Source organism: Pseudomonas sp. FW305-3-2-15-C-LB1, assembly GCF_058787615.1.
Genome location: NZ_JBYSZX010000023.1, coordinates 64,445 through 89,441, shown reverse-complemented (window position 1 = coordinate 89,441; position 24,997 = coordinate 64,445). Strand labels below are relative to the sequence as shown.

Sequence of the window (24,997 nt, the reverse complement as noted above, 5' to 3'; positions counted from 1 at the left end):
GCCACCTCGCCACCGTCGAACTGAATGGCGCCGTTCTCACCTCACACCTGTTCAACGCTGGTCGCGAACAGCAACGCGCCCAAGGAAACCTGCTCAGCCACTACCAGCACGACCACCAAGGCCACCTGTTCAACCAGAGCATCGTTGATGCCGAAGGCCCGCTATACCGCCGCCACTACGACTACGACAAAACCGGCAACCTCACCCGCCTGCTCGACACCCGCAAGGGCGAACACCGCTACCACTACGACCCACTCAACCGCCTCACCCGCGCCGACCACACCCAAGGCGAGCAGGAACGCTTCGGCCACGACTCGGCTGGCAACCTGCTCATGCACAACCGCCCCGGCCCGGACATCGTCGCCGGCAACCGCCTGATGATCCAGGGCGACCATCATTACGACTACGACGCCTTCGGCAACCTGATTCGCGAACGACGCGGCAAAGGTCACGCACTCGTCACCGAATATCGCTACGACTGCCAGCATCGTCTGATCGGCATTAAAACGCCCAACGGCCAGACCGCCAGCTACCGCTACGACCCGTTTGGTCGCCGCATCAGCAAAACCGTCGACGGCATCACCACCGAGTTCTTCTGGCAAGGCGACAAACTGATTGCCGAACACCATGCGGATCGGCATCGCAGCTATCTCTATGAACCAGACAGCTTTCGCCCGCTGGCGCTGCTGGAAGGCTTCGGTCCAAAGGAAACCAAGGCCTACCACTACCAGCTCGACCACCTTGGCACGCCGCAGGAACTCACTGCCCAAGACGGCGAAATCGTCTGGTCGGCGCATTACCGCGCCTACGGGGAAATCACCCGCCTCGACATCGGAAAAGTCGACAACCCGCTGCGTTTCCAGGGTCAGTATTTCGATCAGGAAAGCGGACTGCACTACAACCGCCATCGCTACTACAATCCGGATGTTGGTCGGTACCTGACGCCGGATCCGGTGAAGCTGGCGGGTGGGATCAATGCCTACCAGTACGTGCCCAATCCTACGGGATGGGTGGATCCTTTAGGACTGAGTGCCTGTCCAGGTGGAGATAAGTGCAAACCAACCACCGAAGTTAAAGAACCAGAAACTAAAGCAAATACCAATGAGGGCGAACCGTTCAGCCCCTCGACCTCAAATACCCCACCTAAAATGGGATACCACAAAGAAACCTATGCAAATAAACCAATTAAACCGGAAGAAACCGTCCGGAAGTGGGATGAGTTTCTAGGGCCAGGTCCTCACACGAACATCAATCCACGCACTGGAAAACCCGATCGCGACAGGATTGTTTCCGGTGATGCAAAAAGAAGTATTCGTTATGGCTCTCACGAAATGAGCAGCAAACCAAGCAAGCATCACTACCATGAGGAGACATGGACACTTGAGCTTAAAACCAGCACCATAAATGTAGACAACACCGTTGTTAGAGTCCCACTACCGAAGAAGTGAAATGAAGATAAAAATTATCGAGGCGATGCCTGACGCGGAAACTTTGCTTGTGAGTTTCCACTCACCTGCGGGTAGCGGCACAGCTTTATGGGTGGGCATCGCGCCAAATTTAGGCGATGAGGTGGATGTCGAGTTCGACCTGGATGAAATTTTCTCTTGGGGGAAAAACATTACCCCCTCCTCCAGTAAAGTTCCGAAAATATCCCATACAAACGGCGTCACTCAAATAACAGCTGAGCTGATTCACGCCTCGGACAAAGATTGTGCAGCACTAAAGCTTGGCGGCTCAGTACTCCTGATTGAGCTAGACGGCCCCGTCACTCAAAAATCAGGCTATGTTGACGTGAGAGCAACCAGAGTCCTGTTGTATCCAACAAACATTTAATACCTTCTACCTCAGAGCCAAGAATGGGCAATATTTACATCGAGATGCCTGCAAACTCATCAACCATAAGAAAAGTAATCGACCTAAACATCTTTGCGGTCAAAAGCCGAACAGGCCTCTTTTTTTTATTCTAGCTGATTAGAACCCATCCATTAATCCCTCACCCCCACGCCACCACCAACAACCCCACCCCCAACACCAGACACAACGGCGAATAAAAATACGTATCCCACCTCGCAAACCTCGACCCACCGACCTTCTTGAAGAACCCGACCAACTCCGAATCCCCAATCGCCCGGGCAAACATCAGTACGGCAATCGCGCTGATGCCCCACTGCAACGCCCCATGGGATACCGCCGAGAAGTACAACCCGGCGCGCAGGCACACCAGCAGTGCAATGGCCACCAACCCCATCGCGACCAGGAACGTGCCCAGTGCCGAGGGCTTGAATGCAGGTCTGGGTCCGTTGGCAAATTCGCCGGGCAGTTGGGGAATGGCGGCCTGGAAGCCGAGTTTGCCGCCGGCGGCCCAGTACAGGTGGACCATGCTGATGCAGGTAAAAACGCCGACAATCCATCGTGCGACAACGAAGCTCATGGCTGGCTCTCCCTGAAAAGGTGCGAAACAGGATAGTCGCCCTGAGATTTTTTGCAGGCATTTCGTCGGCGGCTGATGGTAAAGTGCCGCCCCATGAAACTTGCCCGTGCCGACCGCTCGCTCATTGCCTGGATGCTCTACTGCTGCGTCCTGTTCAATGTGTTCGCCTGCAGTATCGGGCATGGGCAGATGGTCGGGATGCAGCTCAATGGCATCGGCGGTCAGTTTTGTACGGTGGACCCACGTACCCAGGCGCCCAAGCCGTCCAATTCCACTGAAGAGAATTTGCCGACGCTGTCCAAGGCGTTTGGCTGCCCGCTGTGTTCCACCGGCGGCATGGGCCCGGCGCTGAGTTCCAGCCTGAACGTGGCGGTGTTGCCACAGCCCCATGCTCCACCGCCGGCCATCGTCCTGGCTGCCGATATCCCTGCCCGCTTCACCTGGCCTGCGGCCAATCCGCGCGCGCCGCCTGCCTTCGCCTGATGCCTTCGCTTTCCGATCTGCACTGAGTACCGTTTCCGCAAGGAAGTACGGGCGGCTGTGCATTGTTTTCAAGCCAAGTTTTTCAGGATTCAACCATGAAACATCTACCCCTGTTGGCAGGCCTGTTCGGCTGCCTGCCTGTCTGCGCCTGGGCCCTTGAGTTGGCCCCGACCACCATCGATGGCGAGCAAGCCGCCGAACCCGGCCTGGCCCTGGATCAATCCAGCGGCGTGGCGTCGCGGTTGGGCTTGAGCGTGCGGGAAACCCCGGCGTCGGTGGCCATCGCCAATCGCAGTGACATCGAGCGCCATGGCGCCAAGACCTTCCGCGATGCCGCCAACACCTTGCCCGGCGTCAACGCCAGCGCCCCGCCCGGGTTTGGCGGGTTTGTTTCCTATCGCGGCTTTACCAGCAGCCAGATCACCCAGATGTTCAACGGTATCAACGTCGCCACCGGCCTGGCCCGCCCCGTGGATGTGTGGATCTATGACCGGGTGGAACTGGTGGGTGGCCCCTCCTCGCTGATCAACGGCGCAGGCTCCGTGGGCGGCTCGCTCAACTACGTGACCAAGTTGGCCACCCGTGAGGAACAGGCCGCCGAAGGCCAGCTCACCTACGGCAGCTACGACACCGCCGGCATGGCCTTCGGCGTCAACCATGCCCTGACCGAACCTGGCGCCGAGGTACAGCATTACGCACGCCTGGATGTGAGCCGCAACACCAACCACAGCTATATCGACCGCGATCAGCGCGACGCGTGGAGCCTGGCGTTTTCCCTGCTCAGTGACCTCACGCCCGACCTGTCCCACACCCTGGCGCTGGAATACCAGGATGAGCACGAAGACAGCCCCTACTGGGGCACACCGGTGCTCAACCCCAAGGCAGGCGAGTTGAAGATCGACAGACACAACCGGTTCAACAACTACAACGTCGCCGACGGGCGCTACGAACAACGCACGATCTGGGCACGCTCGATCATCGACTACCGGCTCAACGACAGCACCACGCTGAAAAACACCCTTTACCATTTGGACAGCCAACGCGATTACCGCAACCTGGAAACCTATCAGTACAACGCGAACAACACGGCGGTAAACCGCTCGACGGCCTATCAGGTACGTCATCAGGGCGAACAAAACGGCAACCAGTTCGAACTGCGCCACGACGATAGCCTCTTTGGCCTGTCGACTACCTGGTCCGGCGGCTTCGAGTACAAAGTCAACAGCACCACCAACACTCCGTGGAATGTGCCAGGCAACAGCACGGTAGACCCGAACAACTTCGACCCCGGACACTTCTTTGACCTCCCGCGGACCCGGGAACGCTTCGGCAAGGACAAGACCAACGAAGTCACCACCAAGGCACTGTTCGTGGAAAATCGCCTGGGCCTTACCGACACATTGTCGCTGCTGACTGGCCTGCGTTATGACGCCATCGACCTGGATGTGACCAACCACCGTGCGATAACCGCCACCAACCCCCGCCACTTCAAACGCAACTGGGAACCGGTGACCGGCCGTGTAGGCCTGACCTATCAGTTCATCCCAACGGCTAATGTGTATGTGCAATACAGCACCGCCGCCGAGCAACCGAACACCACCACGCAAGTGTTTGATGTCTCGACGGGCAAGCAGTGGGAAGTGGGCAGCAAATTCGACTACCTGGACGGGCGCGGCTCGGCCACCGTTGCCGCATACAAGATCGAGCGCAAGGACTTTGCCGTCACCGACCCGCAGGACCCCACCAACAGCATTCCGGTCGGTGCGCAGTCATCCAAGGGGATCGAACTGGCCAGCTCGCTGCGCATCACGCCAAGGCTGCTGGCGGAAGGCAGCTTCGCCTGGGTGGATGCCGAGTACGATGACTTCAACGAGAAAATCGCCAGTGGCGCCGTGGTGTCGCGCAAGGGCAACACGCCAACCAACGTGCCCAAGCGCGTGGGGAATCTGTGGCTGACCTATGATTTTGCCGAGGACTGGCAAGGGGGTGTGGACGCGCGATATGTAGCCCAGGTGTATGCAGACAACGCCAACACCCAGACAGTGCCGGCCTACACCCTGTTCGGAACGTTCCTGCGCTATAAGGTGGATTCGCACACCTCGGTGACGGGCCGGGTGCGCAACTTGACGAATGAGGTGTATGCCGAGTTTGCCCATGTGTCGCCGGCGTATTACTTGGGCTCACCACGAACCTTTGAGTTGGCGGTGCAGACCCGGTTCTGATCCTGGAATGCAACTAAATGTGGGAGGGAGCTTGCTCCCGATAGTGTTGGAGCAGTCAACCATGCGGTGACTGACTCGCTGCAATCGGTAACAACCCCCTCCCACACTTGCTTCACATTGAACTTAAAGATCCGTGGTTATTTCAGGCTCACCTCAACCTTCTGCGCCACATCCTCAGTCAACCAGGCCTTCCACACCTCGGGATGCTCCTTGAGAAACGCCTGGGCCACCTCACGTGGCGCCGTGTGGTTCTCACTCATGCTCGCTAATGCCTTGTTCAACGGCTCTATCGGAAACTCGACCTTCTCGAAAAACTGCGCAATCTGCGGATGCTCTTTCTGGAACGGCGTCGAGACCCCGATACTCAACTTCGACGCCAATGACCGGGTCGGCTTCGGATCAGGGTTATCCGCATCCGTCAGGGTTTTCCACGCCTCGGCATCAAACGGCGGCTCTTCCAGCTGGATCAACTTGTAACGCCCCATCAGCGGCGTCGGCGACCAGTAATAGAACAGCACCGGCTTGCCGCGCCGGATCGATGAAGCGATCTCCGCGTCCAGTGCCGCGCCCGAGCCACTGCGGAAGTTCACGTAGCTGTCGTCCAGGTCGTAGGCCTTGAGCTTCTGTTTGTTGACCACTTCCGAGGTCCAGCCGATGGGGCTGTTGAGAAAGCGCCCCTTGCCGGGGGATTCGGGGTCCTTGAACACATCCTTGTAGCGTGCCAGGTCCTTCACGCTCTTGAGGTCCGGCGCCAGGGGCTTGATACCTTTGGCGGGGTCGCCCTTGACTACGTATTCCGGCACCCACCAGCCTTCGGTCGCACCCTTGACCGTGTCACCCAGGCCCACCACTTTGCCTTCGGCCTCGGCCTTGACCCACACCGGGCTGCGGCCGGCCCACTCTTCGGCGATCACCTGGATGTCGTTCTTTGCCAGGGCGGTTTCCAGTGTGATGGTGGTGCCGGGCAAGGTATCGGTGGGCAGGTCGTAGCCCTTCTCGACAATCACCCGCAGCACTTCGGTGATCAGGCTGCCGCTTTCCCAGTTCAGGTCGGCAAAATGTACCGGCGCCTCGGCGGCGCTTACCGGCAACGTGGCCACTGACAACCCCAGGGTCGTCAGGGACGCAGCCAACAGCGTTTTCAATCCTTTCATGCCTTCGCACCTCGCGATATCGCAGCCAATGGCGGACGGCTTTGCTGCGTATGCGCGAAGCCTCTGAATAGTTAAGTCAACTCAACTGTAGTAGAGGTTCCGGGAGATAACGGGTGTTCGCGTTTTTTTGCTGATTATTCACTGGCCTTGAAGGTGACCAGTTCGCCTTTGCGCCATTTGGCGGCCTTGCCGGTCACAGCCTTCAGGGTTTTGGTCAGGCCTTCCTGCAATTGCTCGTTGGCGGCGAACACCAGCATCACGCTGTGGCCTTCCTTGAACACAATGCCCTGGCCTTCGGCCGACGACACAAAGGCGTAGTCGCCCAGGCCATACACCGTCAACTTGATGTCGCGGAACTTCAATTCGAACTTGCCGCCCTCACGGCTGGGCAATACCGCTGCACGAAAATGGTCGCCGACCTTGAGCTCAAGGCGTGGTTTGTCGTCCACCACCATCGCCGCCTCGGTATCGATTTCGGCGATGTAAATGCCTTCCGGCGTCTGCTCGGTGATGTAGACAAAACGGGACTGGAACTGTTTGACCAACTTTGCGCGCAAATCACCCAGCACGAACAACGCGTGCATATCCAGATTACTGACTGCCAAGGAAACGCCCCCACATGGAAAAGAGCGCTGTCCGCCAGAGCGGGCAGCACAAAAAACGGCCATCACGGCACGATCACACAACTCATTCTTTGAAAAACTGAAGAAAATCCTGCTGTCGAGCCGAAAGACTAGTACAGACATGCGCGACGGGCCTTGTGCAAGGTCATCAGGCGCCACAGGAGATCACAGGTTCAACGGCCCGAGAATACGGGTCGACCAACTTCAGAGAATAACCCAATTAAAAATGCAGTTTTCCGACATGCATACACAAATAAACACGTTGTCATGGAACCGGACGCTGACTGCTGACGACAATACTAAAACAGCAGCATGGATCAAGACCACTCAAAACGCTGCAATCCAGTCATCCCGCAAGATCGAAAAGGAGCAGGCCATGCAACGATCACCCTACAGCGCTATGTCTTCGCAAACCCGTTCATCCTGTCAGGACGAGGCCCAATACTACCGCTTGAACAGCTTCGAGGGGTACCCGGATTCGGTTCTTTACCAAGTTGTACCTGCCGGCCGGAACTTCTTCCACGTGCGCGAAGTGCTCAGTGGCCGCATCAAAGGCTTCCGCAGCGACCATGTCAAGGCCTGCGAACTGGCCAAAAAACTCGAAGCCGTGTTGCACGCCCAACATGGAGCTATCGTTTCGTCCGCCCGGTAACTTTACCGCGCCGCCGACCCGCAACAACTGCCATACTGGCCCGTCCACTGAAGTTTGCGCCCCACGGGCCAGGTTTCTCCAGTGCAGTTATCTCCAAGGGAAGGCTCTACGTGACGGAATTTGATATCGGCGAATTTTTCATCCATGGCGACGCAAGGGAAGTAGACGGTGAGTTTCAAGCAGTGATCGTGATGCGGGCCAAGCCACCGCTGACCACTGTCACCACGCACCAAGTGGAAAAAGACCGCTGGTTCAAAACCGTCGACGCAGCCGCCGCCGCTGCAAAAGAGGCCGCCAGGGCGTTAAAGACTGCTGTGGATGCCGGGGCCCTTAATTCCTGAACATTCGATAGAACTCCGCCGCGCTACAACCCTCCCATGCATAACGCCCCCCTGCATGGAGAACGAAATGGACGCGCCAATCCCCACCCTTGAAACCCTGTTTGAACAATTGGGCCTGGATTCAACCCCGGACGCCATCGATGCATTTATCGTCGCCCATCCGTTGCCTGAAGGCGTGAAACTGATCGATGCGCCATTCTGGTCTGCACAACAAGCCAGCTTTCTCAAGGAAGAACTGCGTGACGACGCCGAATGGGCTATCGCGGTGGATGAGCTGAACCAGCGCCTGCATCAATCGCAATAAACAGCCCTCAATGCAGGCTGTCTGACTGCTCCAGGCGCATCAGAGCCTGCCAGGCAGCCCTGCACTCCTCTGCCTCATCGCGACTGGCGAACGCCGTGCCGCGCTGCTCACCGTTGAGCAATACCACCCAACAGGCCTTTTGACCCAATGCCCGCAAGGCATGCGGTACACCACTGCCAATCATCACGGCGACATCGACTTTGTTTTGCATGGCGCTTCTCCGCAGCATTAGTTAGCTGGCTAACAATGTTGCCCATGCTACGGTTTTACGTCCGCTTGAAAAAGCTATTCCCGGAATAGCTCCCTTGCATAAACGGCAATAATCCTAACGTCAGCCTTTCGCGGCCTCGGGCTTGTAACCCAGGCGCAAACCGCCCCAGTGCCGGCCCTTGACCATGATCGGCACCGACAGATCGTGCATCAGCTCACCCGTGTCGCGGGTATAGGTTTGCAACAACACCGCCTGCTGATGGCTGCCGCAGCGGATTCCGGTACGGTCTTCAAACTTGCGTTTGGTGCGGTTCTGCACGGCGTCCACCTGCGCATCGCCGGTCAGCGCCTGGGAAAAAGCCTTGTTGTGGGTCGGCACATAGCCCTGGGGCGTGCAGGCAATGGCGAACACTAACCCTTCATGACGCGGCAACAGCGCCTCCTGGATCGCTGGCAATACCTGGTCGGTGTAGCCGTCGAAGCGGGTGTGGTACTTGATTGGGCTGGTATTGGCGATCGGCGTATAGCTGCGGTCGAACAGGTCGTCCAGGCTGATGCGGTTCTGTTGCACATCGGCTTCGAATAGCGCGGCAATCCGACTGGCACCTTCGCGGGCCAGGTCATAGATGCGCTGGTGATAGTCATCCAGCCCGACTTCCGCCAGGCGCTCGCTGATGGTTTCGGCCTGGCCTTCCATTTGTACGGCAGCATCCGCCAGCTGGCGGGTTTGCTGATCGCTGACGGCCAGGTCGCTGCGCATCTGCTCAACGGCATGGAACAGGCTGTCGAGCTGGGTGCGGTTGGTGTCGGTACCCTGGGCGATTTCATTGACCTGGCCTTCCACATCCGCCGCCAGGCTGGCGATATTTTGCAGTTGCTCGCCAGCGTGCTCTACCTGCTCGACACCGGTGTGCAGGTCCGCCGAGAGCTGGCGAATCTGCTCTACCACCTGAGCAGTGCGTTGCTGGATGTCGGCCACCATCACACCGACTTCATCGGTGGCCGTGGCAGTACGCCCGGCCAACCCACGCACTTCATCCGCCACCACGGCAAACCCGCGACCATGCTCACCGGCCCGCGCCGCTTCAATCGCCGCGTTCAGCGCCAGCAGGTTGGTCTGGCTGGCGATGGACTGGATCACCAGGGTCACCCGCTGGATTTCCTCGCTGCGCTGGCTCAAGGCCTCAATTAACTCACGGCTGGCATTGGCCCGCTGGCTGAGCTGGTGCATGCGGCTGATCGACTGAGCCAGCACTTCACGGCCTTCGGTGCTGCGCTGATGGGCCTGGCTCGCAGCCCCCAACGCCTCACGGCTGAGCTGGGAGGTGACTTTTTCGGTGCCGATCATCACCTCGGCACTGCTGACGATCTGCCTGGCCGCGCTCAACTGCGACTGCAGGCGCGCCGCCAGTTGCTTGACCGAATAGGCCACGCCGGCGGCGGAAAGTGCGTTGTGGCTGGTGGTATACGACAGATCACGAGTCAACTCGCCAATGGCATCGGCGGCGTCGGAAGCTGCAATCACTGGTGTGCGATTTTTCAGGCGAGGCAGCCAGATCATCAATAGGACCAGTGGCAGGCAAAGGTAGAGCGGCAAGCTAGCGAACGCTAGGCCCAGCAGTACCAGCACCAGGGCGGTGCTCTGCAACAACGGCGTGAGCCAGCCGGGCAGCCCGCGCGCCACCGGTTGCGGTGACACGGCTGCACCCATCAGAGGTCCGTCTCCAGCCATCTTCGTTACCCCACTGCTTGTCATTATTGTCACTGCATTAAACGCCACTATCGGGCCATTATCCATGGGCCTTTAGTGGGGTTGCTTGCAGCAGATCAATAGACAGGGTGTAACGGATCTTGCCCTGGGGAACCGCGTGGCGGCCCCCCAGCTTCAACGCATCAGGCTTGGCGCTGGTGCTTGTCGATCTGCTCGTGGCGCTCTTGCGCTTCGATGCAGTACTTGGTGGTGGGGCTGATCAGCAGGCGCTTGAGGCCGATAGGCTCGCCGCTGTCGTCACACCAGCCAAAGGAATCTTCCTTGATGCGCTCCAACGCGCGCTCAAGCTGCGGCAGCATGCGCTGGTCGCGGTCGATGGCGTTGACCAGCCAGGTACGCTCTTCTTCAACGGAAGCGGCGTCGGCCGGGTCGGCCGGGGTGTCCAGGCTTTCAATGGCGATACGGTTCTGTTCAATGCGCTCGTGGTGTTCCACTTTCATGTCTTGCAGCAACTTCTCGAAAAAAGCGTGCTGTTCGGCATTCATGTAGTCATCCGCCGGCATGGCCAGCAACTTTTCCTTTGTCATTGATTTCTCTATAAAAAATACGTGCATTAAGGCGAATAAGGGAGCGTTCCGGAAGGCCTCTGCAGGTCTCGGAAAGGCGCCGTCCATTTCAAGCGCCACCCGGCACTCAATTTACGAGGGGCGGCAGTCTAAGGCCGACTTGAGGGCGCAGCAACTGAAATGACAGGCATTTTTTCCCGGATAACCCCAAAAGGCACCAGGAAGGGCTTGGCGAATGGTTATCGGAGTGCGTTTATAGCAGGAAAGTTCGTGAAGCAGCTATAAGCCGCAAGCGGCAAGCGACAAGCTGCAAACATCAGCATGCTTGCAGCTTGAGGCTTGCCGCTGCGCCTCAGCGCTTGAGCTTGCGCTTGTTGCGGTATTGGTCGATGACCACAGCCACCACAATGATCAGCCCCTTGATGATGTCCTGGATATACGCATCCACCCCGACAAAGGTAAACCCGCTGGCCATCACCCCGAGGATCAGAGCGCCGATCACCGTGCCGGTAATGCGCCCTACCCCGCCCGCCAGGCTGGTACCGCCAATGACCGCTGCGGCAATCGCATCCAGTTCATAGGACATGCCCATGCCCGCCTGCCCGGTCGCAGCACGTGCCGAAGCCACCACCCCGGCCAGACCTGCCAGCAGACCGGCGATGCTGTACACGATGATCAGGTGGCGCTTGACGTTGATCCCAGAGGTGCGCGCCGCCTGCATGTTACCGCCGATGGCGTAGGTGTACTTGCCGTACTTGGTGTAGCGCAGGGCGATGTGGAAGATCACCGCCACCACCAGGAAGATGATCACCGGCATCGCGCCGTGGCCAATGGCCGTGTACGAGTCCGAGAGCATGCTCACCGGCTGGCCTTCGGTGTAGTAACGCGCCAGGCCACGGGCCGAGACCATCATGCCCAGGGTGGCAATGAACGGCGGAATGCCGGTGACAGCAATGATGCTGCCGTTGATCGCCCCCGCCAACAGTCCTACGCCCAGCCCCATGGCCACTGGAATCCATACCGGCAAGTCGGTCAGGCTGGGGAACACCGCCCGGGAAAAATCGGACGTCTGCGCCAAACTGGCAGCAATCATCGCCGAAAGTGCCAGCACCGAGCCCGAAGACAGATCGATCCCCGTCGTGATGATCACCTGTGTCACGCCAATTGCCAGCAGGCCGATGATCGACACTTGCAGGATCATCAGCACCAGGCGCTGGGAGTTCATCAGGAAGCTCTGGTCGCGCACGATCCAGCCGAACAATTCAAACACCAGGCCAATGCCGATCAGCACCAGAAAGATGCTCAGCTCGGTGGGCATGCGTCGACGACTTTTGGTTGGCACCGTCGCAGGTTTGTTATCCGTTATTGCGTTCATAGCCCATCACCTTTTTATTCTGTACGTCAGTGGACTGCGGTCATCCCGGAGGCCAACTGCATGACTTTTTCCTGGGTCGCATCGCTGCGGTTCAGGGTGCCCATCAATTCGCCCTCGTGCATCACCATGACCCGGTCGCTCATGCCCAGCACTTCGGGCAACTCGGAAGAAATCATGATCACCGCCATGCCTTCACTGGCGAGGAACGAGATCAGCCGGTAGATCTCGGCCTTGGCGCCCACGTCGATGCCCCGGGTCGGTTCATCGAGGATCAGCAGGCGCGGGTTGGTCATCAGCCAGCGTGCGAGCAAGGCCTTCTGCTGGTTGCCGCCGGACAAGGTGTCGATGCACTGCTCAAGGGACGGGGTTTTCACCCGCAGCTTCTTGCACATGTCTTCGCACAGCGCTCGCAGGGCTTTCTGCTGGATAAAGCCGTTGCCGGTGTAGTGCGGCAGCACCGCCATTTCCATGTTTTCCAGCACCGACAGGCACGGGAACAGGCCACTGAGCTTGCGGTCCTCGGTCAACAGGGCAAAACCTTTCTCGATGGCCATGTGCGGGTCGGTAATGCGCACCGCCTTTCCATCCAGGGTGATCTGGCCGCCGCTGCTGGGGGTGATGCCGAAAATGGTTTCGGCCACGTTGGTACGGCCCGAGCCCATCAACCCGGCGATGCCGAGGATTTCGCCGGCATGCAGATCGAAGGACACGTCCTTGAACACGCCGTCCAGGCTAAGGTCGCGTACCGACAGCAGCAGATCGCCGATGGGCGTCTCGCGCACCGGGAACAATTGGCTCAGCTCACGGCCGACCATCATCGAGATCAGGCTGTCGCTGTTCATGCTGTCGGCGCGCTGCAGGCCGATGTACTGGCCGTCGCGGAACACCGCCACTTCATCGGCGATGGCGAACACTTCGTTCATTTTGTGCGTGATGTAGACGATGCCTTTGCCCTGAGCCTTGAGGTCGGCAATGATCGAAAACAGATGGGCCACTTCCTTCTCGGTAATGGCCGAGGTCGGCTCATCCATGATCAGGATGTCGGAGTCATAGGACACCGCCTTGGCAATCTCGACCATCTGCCGTTCGGCGATGCTCAGGTTGCCCACGTGTTCCTCGGGGTCCAGGTTGATGCGCAGGCGCGCCAGCAACTCGGCGGTGCAGCGATGCATTTCGCGGTGGTTGACCATGTGCAGGCTGTTGAGCTGCTCGCGGCCGATCCAGATGTTCTCGGCGATGCTCATGTGCGGCATCAGGTTGAGTTCCTGGTGGATCATCGCGATCCCGGCCTTCTGGGCCGCCAGGGGGGTTTCAAACACAATCGGCTTGCCGCGCAGGCGAATCTCGCCGGCATCGGGCTGGTAGATGCCAGCGATGATTTTCATCAGCGTCGACTTGCCCGCACCGTTCTCGCCCATCAGCGCCAGCACCGTGCCAGGGCGAACGCGCAACTGCACGTCGGCCAGGGCCACGACGCCGGGAAAGCCTTTGCTGATGTTGACGATTTCCAGCAGGTAGGGTTCGTCCAGCGGCAGCGGCTGGATACCGGGAGGCTGCGAGACAGCGGCTTGAGCGAGCATAGGGAGGTACTCCATCGGCAAGGCGGGCACGACCGCCCTGCCGGCTTATTGTTGTTATGTAGGGACTACTTGAAGTCTTTGACGTTGTCCGGGGTGATCAGTTGGAACGGGATCACCACGTTCTGCTCGATAGGCTCGTTCCGGGCCATCTTGCGCGCGGTCTCCACCGACTTGTCCGCCTGGCCCTTGGCATCCTGGAAGGCCGACACGGTCATGTCCCCCTTGGTGATCGCGTTCAAGCCGTCCGGCGTGCCATCGACACCAGCGATCAACACGCCCTTCTTGCCCGCCGATTTCAGCGCCATGGACGCGCCAATGGCCATTTCATCGTTGTTGGCCAACACCGCGTTGAATTCACGGCCCTGGGTCAGCCAGTCGTTGACCAGGGTCATGCCCTTGTCACGCAACCAGATCCCGGTCTGTTCCTGTTCGATCTTGATGCCCGGGTATTGGGTCAGGACTTCCTTGACCCCCTTGGTGCGGTTAGTGGTGGAGTTGTTCGCCAGATCGCCCAGCAGGATCACGATATTGCCCTTGCCGCCGAGCTTTTCGGCGATGTACTGCATCTGCAGCTTGCCGGCCTCGACGTCGTCGGAGGTCACCGCCGCTACGCCCGGCGCCAGGGTCGGGCTGTCAGGACGGCGGTTGACGAACACCAGGGGGATTTTCGCCGCCGTGGCGGCCTTGATGATGTTGGCTGTCGACGCGGTGTCCACCGGGTTGACGATGATCGCGTCGACTTTCTGGCTGATAAAGTTCTCGACCTGGCTCAACTGCTTGACCACGTCGGCACGGGCATCTTCGAACTGCAACTGCACGCCGTCACCCTTGGGGTAGGACTTGGCTTGCTTGTCCATGTCTTCGCGCAGGTAGGTGAGGAAGGTGTCATCGAAGGCGGACATGCTCACGCCTATCTTGAGATCGGCAGCCGCGGCAACACCGCTGGCGAGCAGCATGGACAAGGCCAGCGCGGTAAAACGGATCGGGGTCTTCATGAACGGTCTGTCTCCACTTTCTTGTTGGTTTTCTGGACGTTGCGTTTATCAGAGCTCGGCAGGCAGCCGGACGACCGGCGCGCCGGGAATGCAGCAGACCAGCGCGCCCTGGTTTTCGACGCACAGCACATTAAGGAAGGAGAAGTAGAACGGCCGAGCGCGGGGCAGTCCGCGTGGCGTGTGGGCAGGGCGTAAAACTCGCAGTACAGCGTTGAAGATTTTCATCTGACGGTACCTGGTTGTTTTTGATCTTGTTTTTGTTGAGTCGCCAGGATCGAGTCCGGACGTACTTTCTGCAACCTGGAAAAGACTTTATTGGAAAATAATTTCCATATCAACACTATTTAGAATTTTGTTCTATTTTTATCGAAATCTCCTACAGCAGAGCTGTCTCGATCACTTGTCGGCGCTCCGCGCTCAGGCGCGCGGCGTCCAACAGACGAGTGGTTTCCAGCGCTTCATACGCATCCACCGGCAGCGGTCCCTGCCCTTGCACGGCTATTTGCAACTGGCGATAGAACTGCGTCCAGCAGCCTTTCTCCGACGGCACTCGCTCGCGTTCCGCGCCTTGCTCGAACCAGCCCCAGCGTCGGTGTTCCTCTGCCCCCCAATGCTCGCCTTCGGTTTTCGGTGACTTGCCGGCCAGCAGCGCTTCTTCCTGACCGTCCAGGCCGTCGACGGTGTAGCAACCGGCGGTGCCACTGACTCTGAAACGCGGGGCCTGGCAGTTCTGCAAGGCATTGCCCCACAAGTGCGAGATGACGCCGTTGGCATGGGTCAGGGAGACAAAAAAACCGTGGTCCACCGTGGGGTGTTCGGCGGTGTAGTGCAACTGGGCGAACACCCGATCCACCGGGCCGAACAGTTGCAGGGCCTGATCGACCAGGTGGCTGCCCAAGTCGCGCAGCCAGCCGCCACCGCTGGCGTTGCCCACGGCTTGCGGGCTGTAGCGCTCCACGCGGGATTCAAAGCGGGTGATTGTGCCCAGGGCGCCGGCGTCGATGAGTTTGCGCAGGGTCAGGTAGTCCGAGTCCCAGCGCCGGTTCTGGTAGACGCTGAGCAGCGAGCCCTGGCGTTCGGCGGCTGTGATCAATGCCTGGGCCTGTTCGGCGCTGGCGGCGAAGGGTTTGTCGCTGACCACGGTTACGCCGTGTTCGATGGCCTCGAGTACCAGCGCGGGGCGGCCCTTGAGGGTGGTGGAGATGACCAGGGCGTCGACGCCGGCTTCGACGATCTGGCCGATAGAGTCGAAGGCCTTGAGGCCTGGGTGGTCGGTTGCCAGTTGCTGGCGGCGTTCCGCAGACCTGGTGACCACGCCGACAAATGTGGCACCGGCCAATGTGGCAATCAGCGGCGCATGAAAGAAGCGCCCTCCATGGCCGTAGCCGACTAGTCCGATTCGCATACCTACACTCCTTGCTTGAAGTGAAAACCCGATTCAAATGTGGGAGGGGGCAAGCCCCCTCCCACATTTTTCACAGCATTTCTTCAGTGATTCAGCCGTAGAAACGTGGGCGATCCGGCAAGCTCACCTTCACAATCTGCTCACTGCCCTGCGCTTCAATACACGCATCCGCCGCCACCGCTGCGGCAAAGCCATCCCACGCCGACGGCCCACCGACCTGCCCGGCGCGCACACTGTCGATGAACGCCTGCAATTCCACGTCATACGCACCGATAAACCGATCCTTCCAGTCCATCAGGATCGCGTTGGACAGCTTCGCGCCACTGCGCAGTTGCACCTGGGAAGGCTCCGGCAGCTTGGCGATGCCGGTCTCCCCCACCACTTCACACTGGATGTCGTAGCCGTACTGGCAATTCACAAACACTTCCACGTCGATGCGCGTGCCCTTGGCGGTTTCCAACAGCACGATCTGCGGGTCACGCAGGTGGGCCAGGGCCTTGCTGGATTTGCGCGGGAACACTACCTGCACCGACACGTAGTCGTCATTGAGCAGCCAACGGAGCACATCCAGTTCGTGGATCAAGGTGTCGGTGATCGCCATGTCGGTCTTGTAGTTTTCGCCCACCGTCGGGTTACGGTGCGCGCAGTGCAGCATCAGCGGCTCACCGATCTGGCCGCTGTCGATCACGGCCTTGAGTGCGCGATAGCCTTCGTCATACGGGCGCATGAAGCCGACCTGCACCAGGCGCTTGCCGTAGGCGACTTCGGCGTCGACGATCCTGCGACAGCCCTCGGCGGTGACCGCCAGGGGTTTCTCGCAGAACACCGGTTTGCCGGCGGCAATCGCTGCGAGCACAAACTCTTCGTGGCTCGGTCCCCAGGACGTCACCAGCACGGCCTCGACCTGCGGCGAGTTGATCAGCGCATGGCCGTCGGCGTACACCTCGGCGTCCAGCTTCAAATCGGCGACGACCTTGGCGGCCTGCTCCAGGTTGATGTCAGTCACCGCCACCACCTGGCTGTTGAGCAAGGTCTGGCTGCAACGACGGATATGGTCCCGGCCGATAGCGCCTGTACCGATGACACCTAGCTTCAAAGACATACAAACACTCCTCTTGTTATTAGTACTGCCGGGCCTTCGCCAGGTGTTCATTGAGTTTTTTCGCAGCGGCATTCGTGCGTTCGCTGGTGGACACTTGCGCCACACCCACCCGCCACCACGACAGGTAGCCGTGGACCATGGTCTTGGGCAGCACCTTGATATCGATCAGCGTCGACACCGTTTGTATACGCGCATCCGCCAGCGCGGCTTCGAGTTGCTCCACGGTGCTGACCTTGTAGGTCTTGCAGCCATAGGCCGCCGCGCTCATGGCGAAGTCCACCGGCACCAGGCCGCCGTCGAGCTTGCCGCTCTCGGGGTTGCGGTAGCGGAATTCGGTGCCGAAGCTGTCCATGCCGTTGCCGATCTGCAGGTTGTTGATGCAGCCGAACGCCATGTTGTCGAGCAGCACCACGTTGATCTTGCGCCGCTCCTGGATCGAGGTGGCCAGCTCCGAGTGCAGCATCATGTAGGAGCCATCGCCGACCAGTGCGTACACCTCTTTAGTCGGCTCGGCGAGTTTCACGCCGAGCGCCGCGTTGATCTCGTAGCCCATGCACGAGTAGCCGTATTCGACGTGGTAGGTGTTGACGCCCTTGCTGCGCCAGGCGCGTTGCAGGTCGCCGGGCAGGCTGCCGGCGGCGGCGACGATGATCGCGTCGTCGGCAAGGGTCTGGTTGAGCACACCCAGTACACGGCTCTGGGTCAGGCACGAGCCGGTCAGCTCGATGAATTCACGCAGCACGCCACGGTCGAGACGGTCGTCGACCTCGGGCACAAACCCGTCGCCGTCATATTCCACCTGGTGCACACGATCCACTTCGGCGTCCAACTGCGCCTTGGCCGCGACGACCTGCCCACCCCAGCCGGAGCGGTAATCGCCGAGGGCATCGGCCAATGCTTCGAGGGCCATTTGCGCATCGGCCAGCACTTGCACGCCGTCGAGCTTCAAGGCATCGCAGGGGCTGATGTTGAGGTTGAGGAACGTCACCTCAGGGTGCTTGAACAGCGATTTGGACGAGGTGGTGAAGTCGGTGTAACGCGTGCCCACACCAATGATCAGGTCGGCCTCGGGCGCCAGCAGGTTGGCCGCCAGGCAGCCGGTTTCGCCAATGCCACCCACGTTCAGCGGATGGCTGGAGACCACGGCGCTCTTGCCCGCCTGGGTCTCGGCGAAGGGAATATCAAAGCGTTCGGCAAAGGCTTGCAGCGCGGCATTCGCGCCGGAGTACTTAACACCGCCACCGCAGATGATCAGCGGCTTGCGCTTGCCCCGGAAGGCGGCCAATGCATCACCGATCATCGCGCCGGTGGCCGGGCGACGCTCGATACGGTGCACACGTTTGTGCAGGAAATAATCCGGATAATCCCAGGCCTCGGCCTGCACATCCTGGGGCAATGCCAGGGTCACCGCGCCGGTTTCAGCCGGATCGGTGAGCACACGCATGGCGTGGATCGCGGCGCTCATCAACTGCTCGGGGCGGTTGATGCGGTCCCAGTATTTGCTGACCGAGCGGAAGGCATCGTTGGTGCTGATGCTCAAGTCGTGGAACTGCTCGATCTGTTGCAGCACCGGGTCAGGCTGGCGGCTGGCGTACACATCGCCGGGCAACAGCAACAACGGGATACGGTTGGCCGTGGCGGTCGCGGCGGCGGTCAGCATATTGGCAGCGCCTGGGCCGACGGACGCCGTACACGCGTAGATCTTGCGGCGCAGGTGCTGCTTGGCGAACCCGATCGCCGCATGGGCCATGCCTTGCTCGTTGCGGCCCTGGTGCACCACCAGGTCGCCGCTGTCCTGCTCCAGGGCCTGGCCCAGGCCCAGCACGTTGCCGTGGCCGAAAATGGTGAACACCCCGGCGACGAACTTGCTCTGCACGCCATCGACTTCGATGTATTGGTTGTCCAGGAACTTCACCAGGGCCTGGGCCATGGTCAGTCGGGTTGTGGTCATGTCGCGCCCCTTATCGTTTCTGCAGGTGGGCGATGCTTGCGCCCAAGGCCTGCTGGATATCCACCAGCCCGTGCACGCTCTCGGCAAACGGCTCGAACGACAGGTAGCCGCTGTAGCCGGTGCTGAGCAAGGTGTCGATCTGCGCCGCATTGCCGAGGATGTCGCCCTCGCCCACCAGCACGCGGTGGCCGTCGCGAATCGAACTCAGCGGCGCTTGGGCATCTTCGACGCCGGAGATATGCACCAGGCCGGTCAACTCCGGGAAGAACTCATGTTCGCTGGCCAGGTGATGATGGAAGGTGTCGTGCACCAGGCGGAACACATCCAGGCCGCCGATGGACATGATCGCGTCCACCGCCACGCGCTTGCGCCGCAGCGCACACTCTTCAAAGCCCAGGGGCTCGATAAACCCGAGGATGCCGTACTCGCGCAGGATCGGCGCCAGCTCGCTCAAGGCCGTGCGCAAGCCGGCTGCACGCTGGGCTTCGTTGCGGGTGTCGCCCGGCTCGTTGAGCGGGCACATCACCAGGCCCTGGGCGCCGCACTCGCGGGCGTAGGTCGCCATCTGGATTGCCTGGGCACGGCGCTCGTCGTTCCACACATCAAAGGGGTACAGCGCGTTGATCGACAGCACCGTGATGCCCTGCACCGCGCACAACTCACGCACGCGGCTGGCCGGGGTGCCGAACTCGATCTGCTTGTCCGCCAGGTCATTGCGCAACTCGATGGCATCGCACTTGAGCGCCGCCGCCAGCTGGATGAAATCCGGCAGGGACAGGTTGGGCGCGACCATGCGGTTAAGGGCGAAACGTAGAGGCGACTTCATTGTTGTTATTCTCCGTCCAGAACCGCTGATTAGAGGTCCAGCAGCCAGCTGTGCTGCGGGTCGTTGTGGAAATGCCAGGCGCGCTTGGGGCCGGCCATCACGTTCAGGTAATAGGACTCGTAGCCATAGGGCACGCTGACCGGGTGATAGCCCTTGGGCACGACGACCAGGTCGCTGTTTTCCACGGCCATGGCCTGGTCAATGCTGCGGTCGTCGGTATAGACGCGCTGGAACACAAAGCCCTGGGGCGGATTGATCTGGTGGTAGTAGGTCTCTTCGAGGAAGCTCTGGCGCGGCAAGTCATCGGTGTCGTGTTTGTGCGGCGGGTAGCTCGACGAATGCCCGGACGGCGTGCGCACCTCCACCACCAGCAGCGAATGGGCTGGCTCGCTGTCGGGCAGGATGTCGCACACGTAGCGGGTGTTGGCACCTTTGCCGCGCACGCTGCGCTTGCAGGTTTGCGGGCGGATCAGCCGCGGTTCGTAGCCTTCGGCGCCGGGCGCGGCGCAGACCGCAATCTGCACATCACTCAAGGCGGTGACCTGGGCATCGGTGCCCGGCGGCAGGTAAGCGGCGAACGGCGATTTGTCTTCAAACACCGATTGGCGATCCCCCAGGTTCTGCCAGTTGAAGCCCTCCCCCTCGATGTTTACGCGGCCGCTGAGCAATACCAGGCACAACTCCTGGTCTCCGGCGCTGACCGGCAGGGTTTCGCCCAGGCTCAGGCGGTAGGCGGCGAACCCTACGTACTCCAGGCGCCCGGGCTCCAGGGCGACCATGGTCTGCCCGCGTTTGCTGCTTTTGACCAACAAGCTCATTGTCCGGTCCTCTCATTCAGAAGCGCACGCAAGGTGTCGTAGCCTTTTTTCGCATAGATATAGCTGGGCGCCACGGCCGGGTCCTGTTCGGCTTCCACCACCAGCCAACCTTCATAGTGGGCGGCCAGCAGCACATCGAGCAGTTCGGCGAAGTCGATATCGCCATCGCCGGGCACGGTGAAGGTGCCGTTGACGATGCAGTCGGGAAAACTCCACATCTGGTTGCGCGCCAGCTGCACCACCGGTTTGCGCACGTCCTTGAAATGCACATGACAGACGCGGTCGATATGTTTGCGCAGCACCGCGAGAGGCTCGCCGCCGCCCATGTAGCAATGGCCCGAATCGAACAGCAGGCCGACTTCGGGGCCGGTGCGTTGCATCAGTTGGTCGATGTCTTCCGGGGACTCGACGTACGCGCCCATATGGTGGTGATACGCCAGGCGCACACCCTGGGACAGGGTGAACCGCGCCAGTTCGGTGAGTTTGTCGGCATAGTCCTGCCAGGCCTGTTCGCTGTGGAAACGCGGACGTTCGATCAGGCGGATGCGCGAGCCCTGGATCGAATCGGCCACTTCGCCGTAGACCAGTACCGAGGCGCCGTTCTGTTTGAGCAACTCGACATGGCCGGCGATGGCCTCGATTTCTTCCGCCACGGAGCGCCGGGCCAGGCGGCTGGAGTACCAGCCGGAGACCAGCGCCAGGTCATACGGGCGCAACACATCGCCGACGCCCTTGGCGTCCTTGGGGAATTTGCCGTTGAGCTCGAAGCCTTCGTAGCCGATTTCCTTGCCTTCGCTGAGGGCGGTGCTCAGGGGCGTTTCACCGCCCAGGGCCGGCAGGTCGTCGTTGCTCCAGGAGATCGGGTTGATGCCAATTCGGATTGCGGGCATGGCTGCACCTTTATTATTTTCAGGTATCACTGAGATCTGCTTTTTGCTGTATGTGGGAGGGGGCTTGCCCCCGATAGCTGAGTGTCAGACACCACTGCTGTCACTGAACAACCGCAATCGGGGGCAAGCCCCCTCCCACATTGGATTGCATTTCAAATCAAGAACCGGGTTTAGCCTCGGGCACTGCGCCAGGCGTTGATCAGTTGTTCGAACGTGGCCTGCACCTGCTGGATCAGGGTTTCATCGTCGATCTCCCCCGCCATCCACGCCCGGCTCGGCGCCTGGAAGATCGTGCGGCCCACGGCAAAGCCTCGGCAGGTGGTGCTCAGGCGGGCCTGCTGGAAGCCATCGGCGAGGCATTCGGCCGAGGCATTCAGGCCCAGCAGCACCACGCCTCGGCAGTACGGGTCGCGCTCCTGGATCAGGGCGTCGAGCTTGCGCCAGTCCTCGGCCGATTGCGCCTCGATCTTCCACCACGCCGGGTAGATCCCCAGGTTGTACAGGCGCTTGAGGCTGCGATAGAGCACGTCGGGATAGGTGGACGGGTGGTCTTTGGGTGGGATGACTTCCAGCAGCAGTTCATGACCGCTGACAATCGACGCCTCGTACACCGCTTTCAGTTGCGCTTCCTGTTCCAGGCGCAGCAAGGGTTCGTCGTCCGGGTGGAATTGCACCAGGCACTTGATGATCTGTTCCTGGGGCCAGGCAATCAGGTTGCTGCCCACCGAACGGCCATGCTCGAACGCCAGCGGCCGCGAGTTCTGCACTTCCACCGGGCGCGCGATCCACCAGCCACGACCGCTGGCGGCGTTGAGTGCGTCCTGGCCGAAGCGCTGGTCGGCGAGCAGGCCGACATCGGCCTCTACGCCTTGTTCGGCGAGCTTTTGCTCGACGCGTTCGATGGCCTGGATAAACAGTTGCTTGGCCTCGCTGATGCGCGCAAGGTCCTGGCCGCCCTTTTGTGCCAGGTCCACCAGTTGCCAGCGGTGGTCGAAGGCAAACACGAACAGCTGCTTCCAGCGTTTGCGCGGTACCGTCACACGGTGCAGGCGTTGCAGGGTCACGTCCTGGTCCGGACGGGTAATCGGCACCGGGCTGTTGAACAGGTATTCCAGCTCCGCCGGCGTCGGCATCGCCGGTGCGCAGGCGTGGCGCGAAACCACCAGGCCACCGCAGGCATTGGCCAACTGGCTGCAACGCTCGTCGCTGGCATCGTTGAGCCAGCCGCTGAGGAAGCCCGACATGAACGCATCGCCGGCCCCCAGCACGTTAAGCACTTCCACGCGCACGCCGGGGTAGATGGCGCCGTCTTCCAAGCGAGCGGGGATGGCGCCGTGGATGACCGTGCAGCCTTGCGGGCCAAGCTTGACCACCAGGGTCGCCGGGGTCAGTTCACGCACCTTGCGCAAGGCAGCGAGCAAGTCTTCACTGCCGCCCGCGATGAGGAATTCTTCTTCGGTGCCGACGATCAGGTCGAAGCGCGGCAGGATCTTCTGCACGTGCTGGCTGACATTCTGGTCGGCAACAAAACGGGTTTCGCCGTCGGCCTTGCCCGCCAGGCCCCACAGCACCGGGCGGTAGTCGATATCCAGCACACGCTTGACGTTGTGCCTGGCCGCGTAATCCAGCGCCTGGATGCTGGCCTTGTACACGCCGTCGGTGGAGAAATGCGTGCCGGTGATCAGCAGGGCTTTACTGGATGCGATAAAGGCTTCGTTGACGTCTTCGGCACGCAGGGCCATGTCGGCGCAGTTTTCGCGGTAGAACACCAGGGGGAAGGTTTCACGGTCCTTGAGGCCGAGCAACACCAGGGCGGTGAGGCGTTCCGGGTCGACCTTGATGCCGCTGACATCGCAGCCTTCGCGGGCCAGGGACTCCACCAGGAAGCGGCCCATGTGGTCGTCGCCGACCCGGCTCAGCATCGCCGACTTGAGCCCGAGCCTGGCGGTGCCGAAGGCGATGTTGGCGGAGGACCCGCCGAGGTACTTGGCGAAGCTGGACACGTCCTCAAGCCGCGCACCGACTTGCTGTGCATAGAGGTCGACGCCCAGGCGCCCGAGGCAAATCAGATCCAATTGACGCCCACTGGCAAAACGAGTCTGGCCCATGCTGGCTCCTGTTATTTTTATCAGCCTGCGTTGTGCCGCCGTGGGGCGGCAAACGCTCTTGGTGGGAGCAGACTAGAACGTCCGGCGGCGCCAATCAATATTTATTCCATATATTTTTTCATTGGAATATTTTTTCCATTAAGCTCCTGCAGGGGCGCTCCCACCACAGTGCATCGTTTCAGCAGGCCACGCCGGCCGTGATGCCGGGGTATTTTTTTGCGCCTACCCTGTAGACTTGCGCCACCCATCAGCGCAACAGACGAATACGCCAGAAGGATTGCCCATGTCCCGCACCGATCCCGAGACCACCCTGGAAGACTCTATCGCCAGCCCTCCGATCAATGCCGAGCGCCTGTTGCAGCTGATCACCGACGAATACGAGAGCCTGCCGCGCCAGCTCAAGCGCATCGCCAGCTACATGAGCCAGCAGAGCGACCGGATCATGGTCGACCGCATCAGCGACATCGCCCGTGAATGCGAAGTGCACCCGTCGGCCATCGTGCGTTTCTCGCAGCGTTTCGGGTTCAGTGGGTTCAGCGAGATGCAGGCGCTGTTCCGCGAGGCCTACACCCACAAGACCACGCCGGTGCAGAACTACCAGCAACGCATCCGCAGCATGATCGCCAACAAGTCGCAGAAAGCCAGCGGCGGCGACCTGGCGCGCGAATGCGTCAACGCGACCTTGTCCGGCATCGAGCGTCTGGGGCTGGAGCTGGACGATGCCGCGTTCGACAAAGCCGTGGACCTGGTGGTGAATGCCGACAATATCTACGTAGTCGGCGTGCGCCGCTCTTTTGCGGTGGCCGATTACCTGGTCTACAACCTGCAGCACACCAACAAGCGCATCCACCTGATCTCGGGCCTGGGCGGCAGCTATCGCGAGCAGATGCGCAGCGTGCGCGCCAATGACCTGGTGATCGCCATCAGTTTCACGCCCTACGGCAAAGAGACCCAGCACTGCCTGCGCATCGCCCAGCACCACCAGGCCAAGACGCTGATCATCACCGACAGCAACCTGTCGCCCCTGGCCAAGCGGGCTAACGCGGTGCTGTTGGTGAATGAAGGCTCGTCGTTCGCCTTCCGCTCGTTGAGTGCCACCTTGTGCCTGTGCCAGGCGTTGTTTATTGCGGTGGCGTACCGGTTGGAGTTGAAGGTGGATGAGATTCACGAGCAGGTCGGGTTTGACGACTGAAGCTGCCGGCATTGGAGTTCCCCTGTGGGAGGGAGCTTGCTCCCGATAGCGGTGTGTC

General features: G+C 60.5%; 25 protein-coding genes. 8 read left to right on the top strand and 17 right to left on the bottom strand.

The annotated features are described in order from the left end of the window. A partial coding sequence (locus AC3WP7_RS28170) for an RHS repeat domain-containing protein (protein ID WP_146012725.1) occupies window positions 1-1,448 on the top strand: 1,448 nt, incomplete at its 5' end. Between the two features lies 1 nt (window position 1,449). Next, window positions 1,450-1,833 (top strand): hypothetical protein, encoded by a 384-nt coding sequence (locus AC3WP7_RS28165; RefSeq protein ID WP_093127005.1) that lies wholly within the window; start codon window positions 1,450-1,452, stop codon window positions 1,831-1,833. Between the two features lie 160 nt (window positions 1,834-1,993). Here the strand turns inward: AC3WP7_RS28165 and AC3WP7_RS28160 are convergent, their stop codons facing one another. Beyond that, window positions 1,994-2,431 (bottom strand): DUF3995 domain-containing protein, encoded by a 438-nt coding sequence (locus AC3WP7_RS28160; protein WP_058425721.1) that lies wholly within the window; start codon window positions 2,429-2,431, stop codon window positions 1,994-1,996. Window positions 2,432-2,524: 93 nt separating this feature from the next. Between AC3WP7_RS28160 and AC3WP7_RS28155 the strand changes: the two genes are divergently transcribed. Together AC3WP7_RS28155 and AC3WP7_RS28150 are read left to right on the top strand one after the other, a co-directional pair. Then, window positions 2,525-2,914 carry a DUF2946 domain-containing protein gene (locus AC3WP7_RS28155; protein ID WP_058425722.1) on the top strand — a complete coding sequence of 130 codons (390 nt, stop codon included), beginning with the start codon at window positions 2,525-2,527 and terminating at the stop codon, window positions 2,912-2,914. 95 nt (window positions 2,915-3,009) lie between these two features. Further along, entirely contained in the window at window positions 3,010-5,136 is a 2,127-nt protein-coding gene (locus AC3WP7_RS28150) for a TonB-dependent receptor (protein WP_102592867.1), read from the top strand. A gap of 137 nt (window positions 5,137-5,273) precedes the next feature. On the opposite strand, the gene AC3WP7_RS28145 is transcribed toward AC3WP7_RS28150, so the two are convergent. Next, on the bottom strand, window positions 5,274-6,290 hold the full coding sequence (locus AC3WP7_RS28145; protein WP_093126996.1) for an ABC transporter substrate-binding protein: 1,017 nt from the start codon (window positions 6,288-6,290) through the stop codon (window positions 5,274-5,276). Between the two features lie 134 nt (window positions 6,291-6,424). After that, window positions 6,425-6,874, bottom strand: coding sequence for a hypothetical protein (locus AC3WP7_RS28140; protein ID WP_050554011.1), 450 nt, complete (start codon window positions 6,872-6,874; stop codon window positions 6,425-6,427). Window positions 6,875-7,139: 265 nt separating this feature from the next. Here AC3WP7_RS28140 and AC3WP7_RS28135 point away from each other — a divergent pair, with 265 nt between their 5' ends. The 3 genes from AC3WP7_RS28135 to AC3WP7_RS28125 all read left to right on the top strand — a co-directional run bounded on the left by AC3WP7_RS28135 (window position 7,140) and on the right by AC3WP7_RS28125 (window position 8,210). Then, window positions 7,140-7,565 carry a hypothetical protein gene (locus AC3WP7_RS28135; RefSeq protein WP_256572997.1) on the top strand — a complete coding sequence of 142 codons (426 nt, stop codon included), beginning with the start codon at window positions 7,140-7,142 and terminating at the stop codon, window positions 7,563-7,565. Window positions 7,566-7,675: 110 nt separating this feature from the next. After that, entirely contained in the window at window positions 7,676-7,906 is a 231-nt protein-coding gene (locus tag AC3WP7_RS28130) for a hypothetical protein (RefSeq protein ID WP_093513620.1), read from the top strand. A gap of 67 nt (window positions 7,907-7,973) precedes the next feature. Next, a complete protein-coding gene (locus AC3WP7_RS28125) occupies window positions 7,974-8,210 on the top strand; it encodes a DUF2789 domain-containing protein (RefSeq protein WP_102592866.1) in 237 nt (78 codons plus the stop codon). Window positions 8,211-8,217: 7 nt separating this feature from the next. On the opposite strand, the gene AC3WP7_RS28120 is transcribed toward AC3WP7_RS28125, so the two are convergent. The 14 genes from AC3WP7_RS28120 to AC3WP7_RS28055 form a co-directional block, all read right to left on the bottom strand. Further along, on the bottom strand, window positions 8,218-8,421 hold the full coding sequence (locus AC3WP7_RS28120; RefSeq protein WP_071490052.1) for a hypothetical protein: 204 nt from the start codon (window positions 8,419-8,421) through the stop codon (window positions 8,218-8,220). Between the two features lie 120 nt (window positions 8,422-8,541). Further along, window positions 8,542-9,768 carry a methyl-accepting chemotaxis protein gene (locus tag AC3WP7_RS28115; protein WP_371917396.1) on the bottom strand — a complete coding sequence of 409 codons (1,227 nt, stop codon included), beginning with the start codon at window positions 9,766-9,768 and terminating at the stop codon, window positions 8,542-8,544. Between the two features lie 545 nt (window positions 9,769-10,313). Further along, window positions 10,314-10,718: a TraR/DksA family transcriptional regulator gene (locus AC3WP7_RS28110; protein WP_003191666.1), complete on the bottom strand. Its 405-nt coding sequence runs from the start codon at window positions 10,716-10,718 to the stop codon at window positions 10,314-10,316. A gap of 331 nt (window positions 10,719-11,049) precedes the next feature. Next, the gene (locus tag AC3WP7_RS28105; protein WP_016975559.1) at window positions 11,050-12,072 is read right to left on the bottom strand and encodes an ABC transporter permease; all 1,023 of its coding nucleotides are present in this window, start codon (window positions 12,070-12,072) and stop codon (window positions 11,050-11,052) included. A gap of 26 nt (window positions 12,073-12,098) precedes the next feature. Further along, the gene (locus AC3WP7_RS28100; protein ID WP_102592864.1) at window positions 12,099-13,652 is read right to left on the bottom strand and encodes a sugar ABC transporter ATP-binding protein; all 1,554 of its coding nucleotides are present in this window, start codon (window positions 13,650-13,652) and stop codon (window positions 12,099-12,101) included. Window positions 13,653-13,717: 65 nt separating this feature from the next. Next, on the bottom strand, window positions 13,718-14,647 hold the full coding sequence (locus AC3WP7_RS28095) for a sugar ABC transporter substrate-binding protein (RefSeq protein ID WP_071490055.1): 930 nt from the start codon (window positions 14,645-14,647) through the stop codon (window positions 13,718-13,720). Between the two features lie 48 nt (window positions 14,648-14,695). Further along, window positions 14,696-14,872 carry a hypothetical protein gene (locus tag AC3WP7_RS28090; protein WP_163033238.1) on the bottom strand — a complete coding sequence of 59 codons (177 nt, stop codon included), beginning with the start codon at window positions 14,870-14,872 and terminating at the stop codon, window positions 14,696-14,698. A gap of 151 nt (window positions 14,873-15,023) precedes the next feature. Then, entirely contained in the window at window positions 15,024-16,052 is a 1,029-nt protein-coding gene (locus AC3WP7_RS28085) for a Gfo/Idh/MocA family protein (protein WP_071490056.1), read from the bottom strand. 91 nt (window positions 16,053-16,143) lie between these two features. Continuing rightward, a complete protein-coding gene (iolG, locus tag AC3WP7_RS28080) occupies window positions 16,144-17,154 on the bottom strand; it encodes a bifunctional inositol 2-dehydrogenase/D-chiro-inositol 1-dehydrogenase (protein ID WP_092245565.1) in 1,011 nt (336 codons plus the stop codon). A gap of 19 nt (window positions 17,155-17,173) precedes the next feature. Further along, window positions 17,174-19,105, bottom strand: coding sequence for a 3D-(3,5/4)-trihydroxycyclohexane-1,2-dione acylhydrolase (decyclizing) (iolD, locus tag AC3WP7_RS28075; protein WP_102592863.1), 1,932 nt, complete (start codon window positions 19,103-19,105; stop codon window positions 17,174-17,176). Between the two features lie 10 nt (window positions 19,106-19,115). After that, window positions 19,116-19,931 carry a TIM barrel protein gene (locus tag AC3WP7_RS28070; protein WP_092245571.1) on the bottom strand — a complete coding sequence of 272 codons (816 nt, stop codon included), beginning with the start codon at window positions 19,929-19,931 and terminating at the stop codon, window positions 19,116-19,118. Between the two features lie 29 nt (window positions 19,932-19,960). After that, window positions 19,961-20,749 (bottom strand): 5-deoxy-glucuronate isomerase, encoded by a 789-nt coding sequence (gene iolB, locus AC3WP7_RS28065; RefSeq protein ID WP_092245574.1) that lies wholly within the window; start codon window positions 20,747-20,749, stop codon window positions 19,961-19,963. Further along, window positions 20,746-21,639 carry a myo-inosose-2 dehydratase gene (gene iolE / locus AC3WP7_RS28060; protein ID WP_093126966.1) on the bottom strand — a complete coding sequence of 298 codons (894 nt, stop codon included), beginning with the start codon at window positions 21,637-21,639 and terminating at the stop codon, window positions 20,746-20,748. The genes iolB and iolE overlap by 4 nt, the downstream gene beginning before the upstream one ends. A 170-nt stretch (window positions 21,640-21,809) precedes the next feature. Beyond that, the gene (locus tag AC3WP7_RS28055) at window positions 21,810-23,747 is read right to left on the bottom strand and encodes a bifunctional 5-dehydro-2-deoxygluconokinase/5-dehydro-2-deoxyphosphogluconate aldolase (protein WP_102592862.1); all 1,938 of its coding nucleotides are present in this window, start codon (window positions 23,745-23,747) and stop codon (window positions 21,810-21,812) included. A gap of 283 nt (window positions 23,748-24,030) precedes the next feature. Here AC3WP7_RS28055 and AC3WP7_RS28050 point away from each other — a divergent pair, with 283 nt between their 5' ends. Continuing rightward, window positions 24,031-24,939: a MurR/RpiR family transcriptional regulator gene (locus AC3WP7_RS28050; protein WP_058425739.1), complete on the top strand. Its 909-nt coding sequence runs from the start codon at window positions 24,031-24,033 to the stop codon at window positions 24,937-24,939. Window positions 24,940-24,997 lie beyond the last annotated feature (58 nt).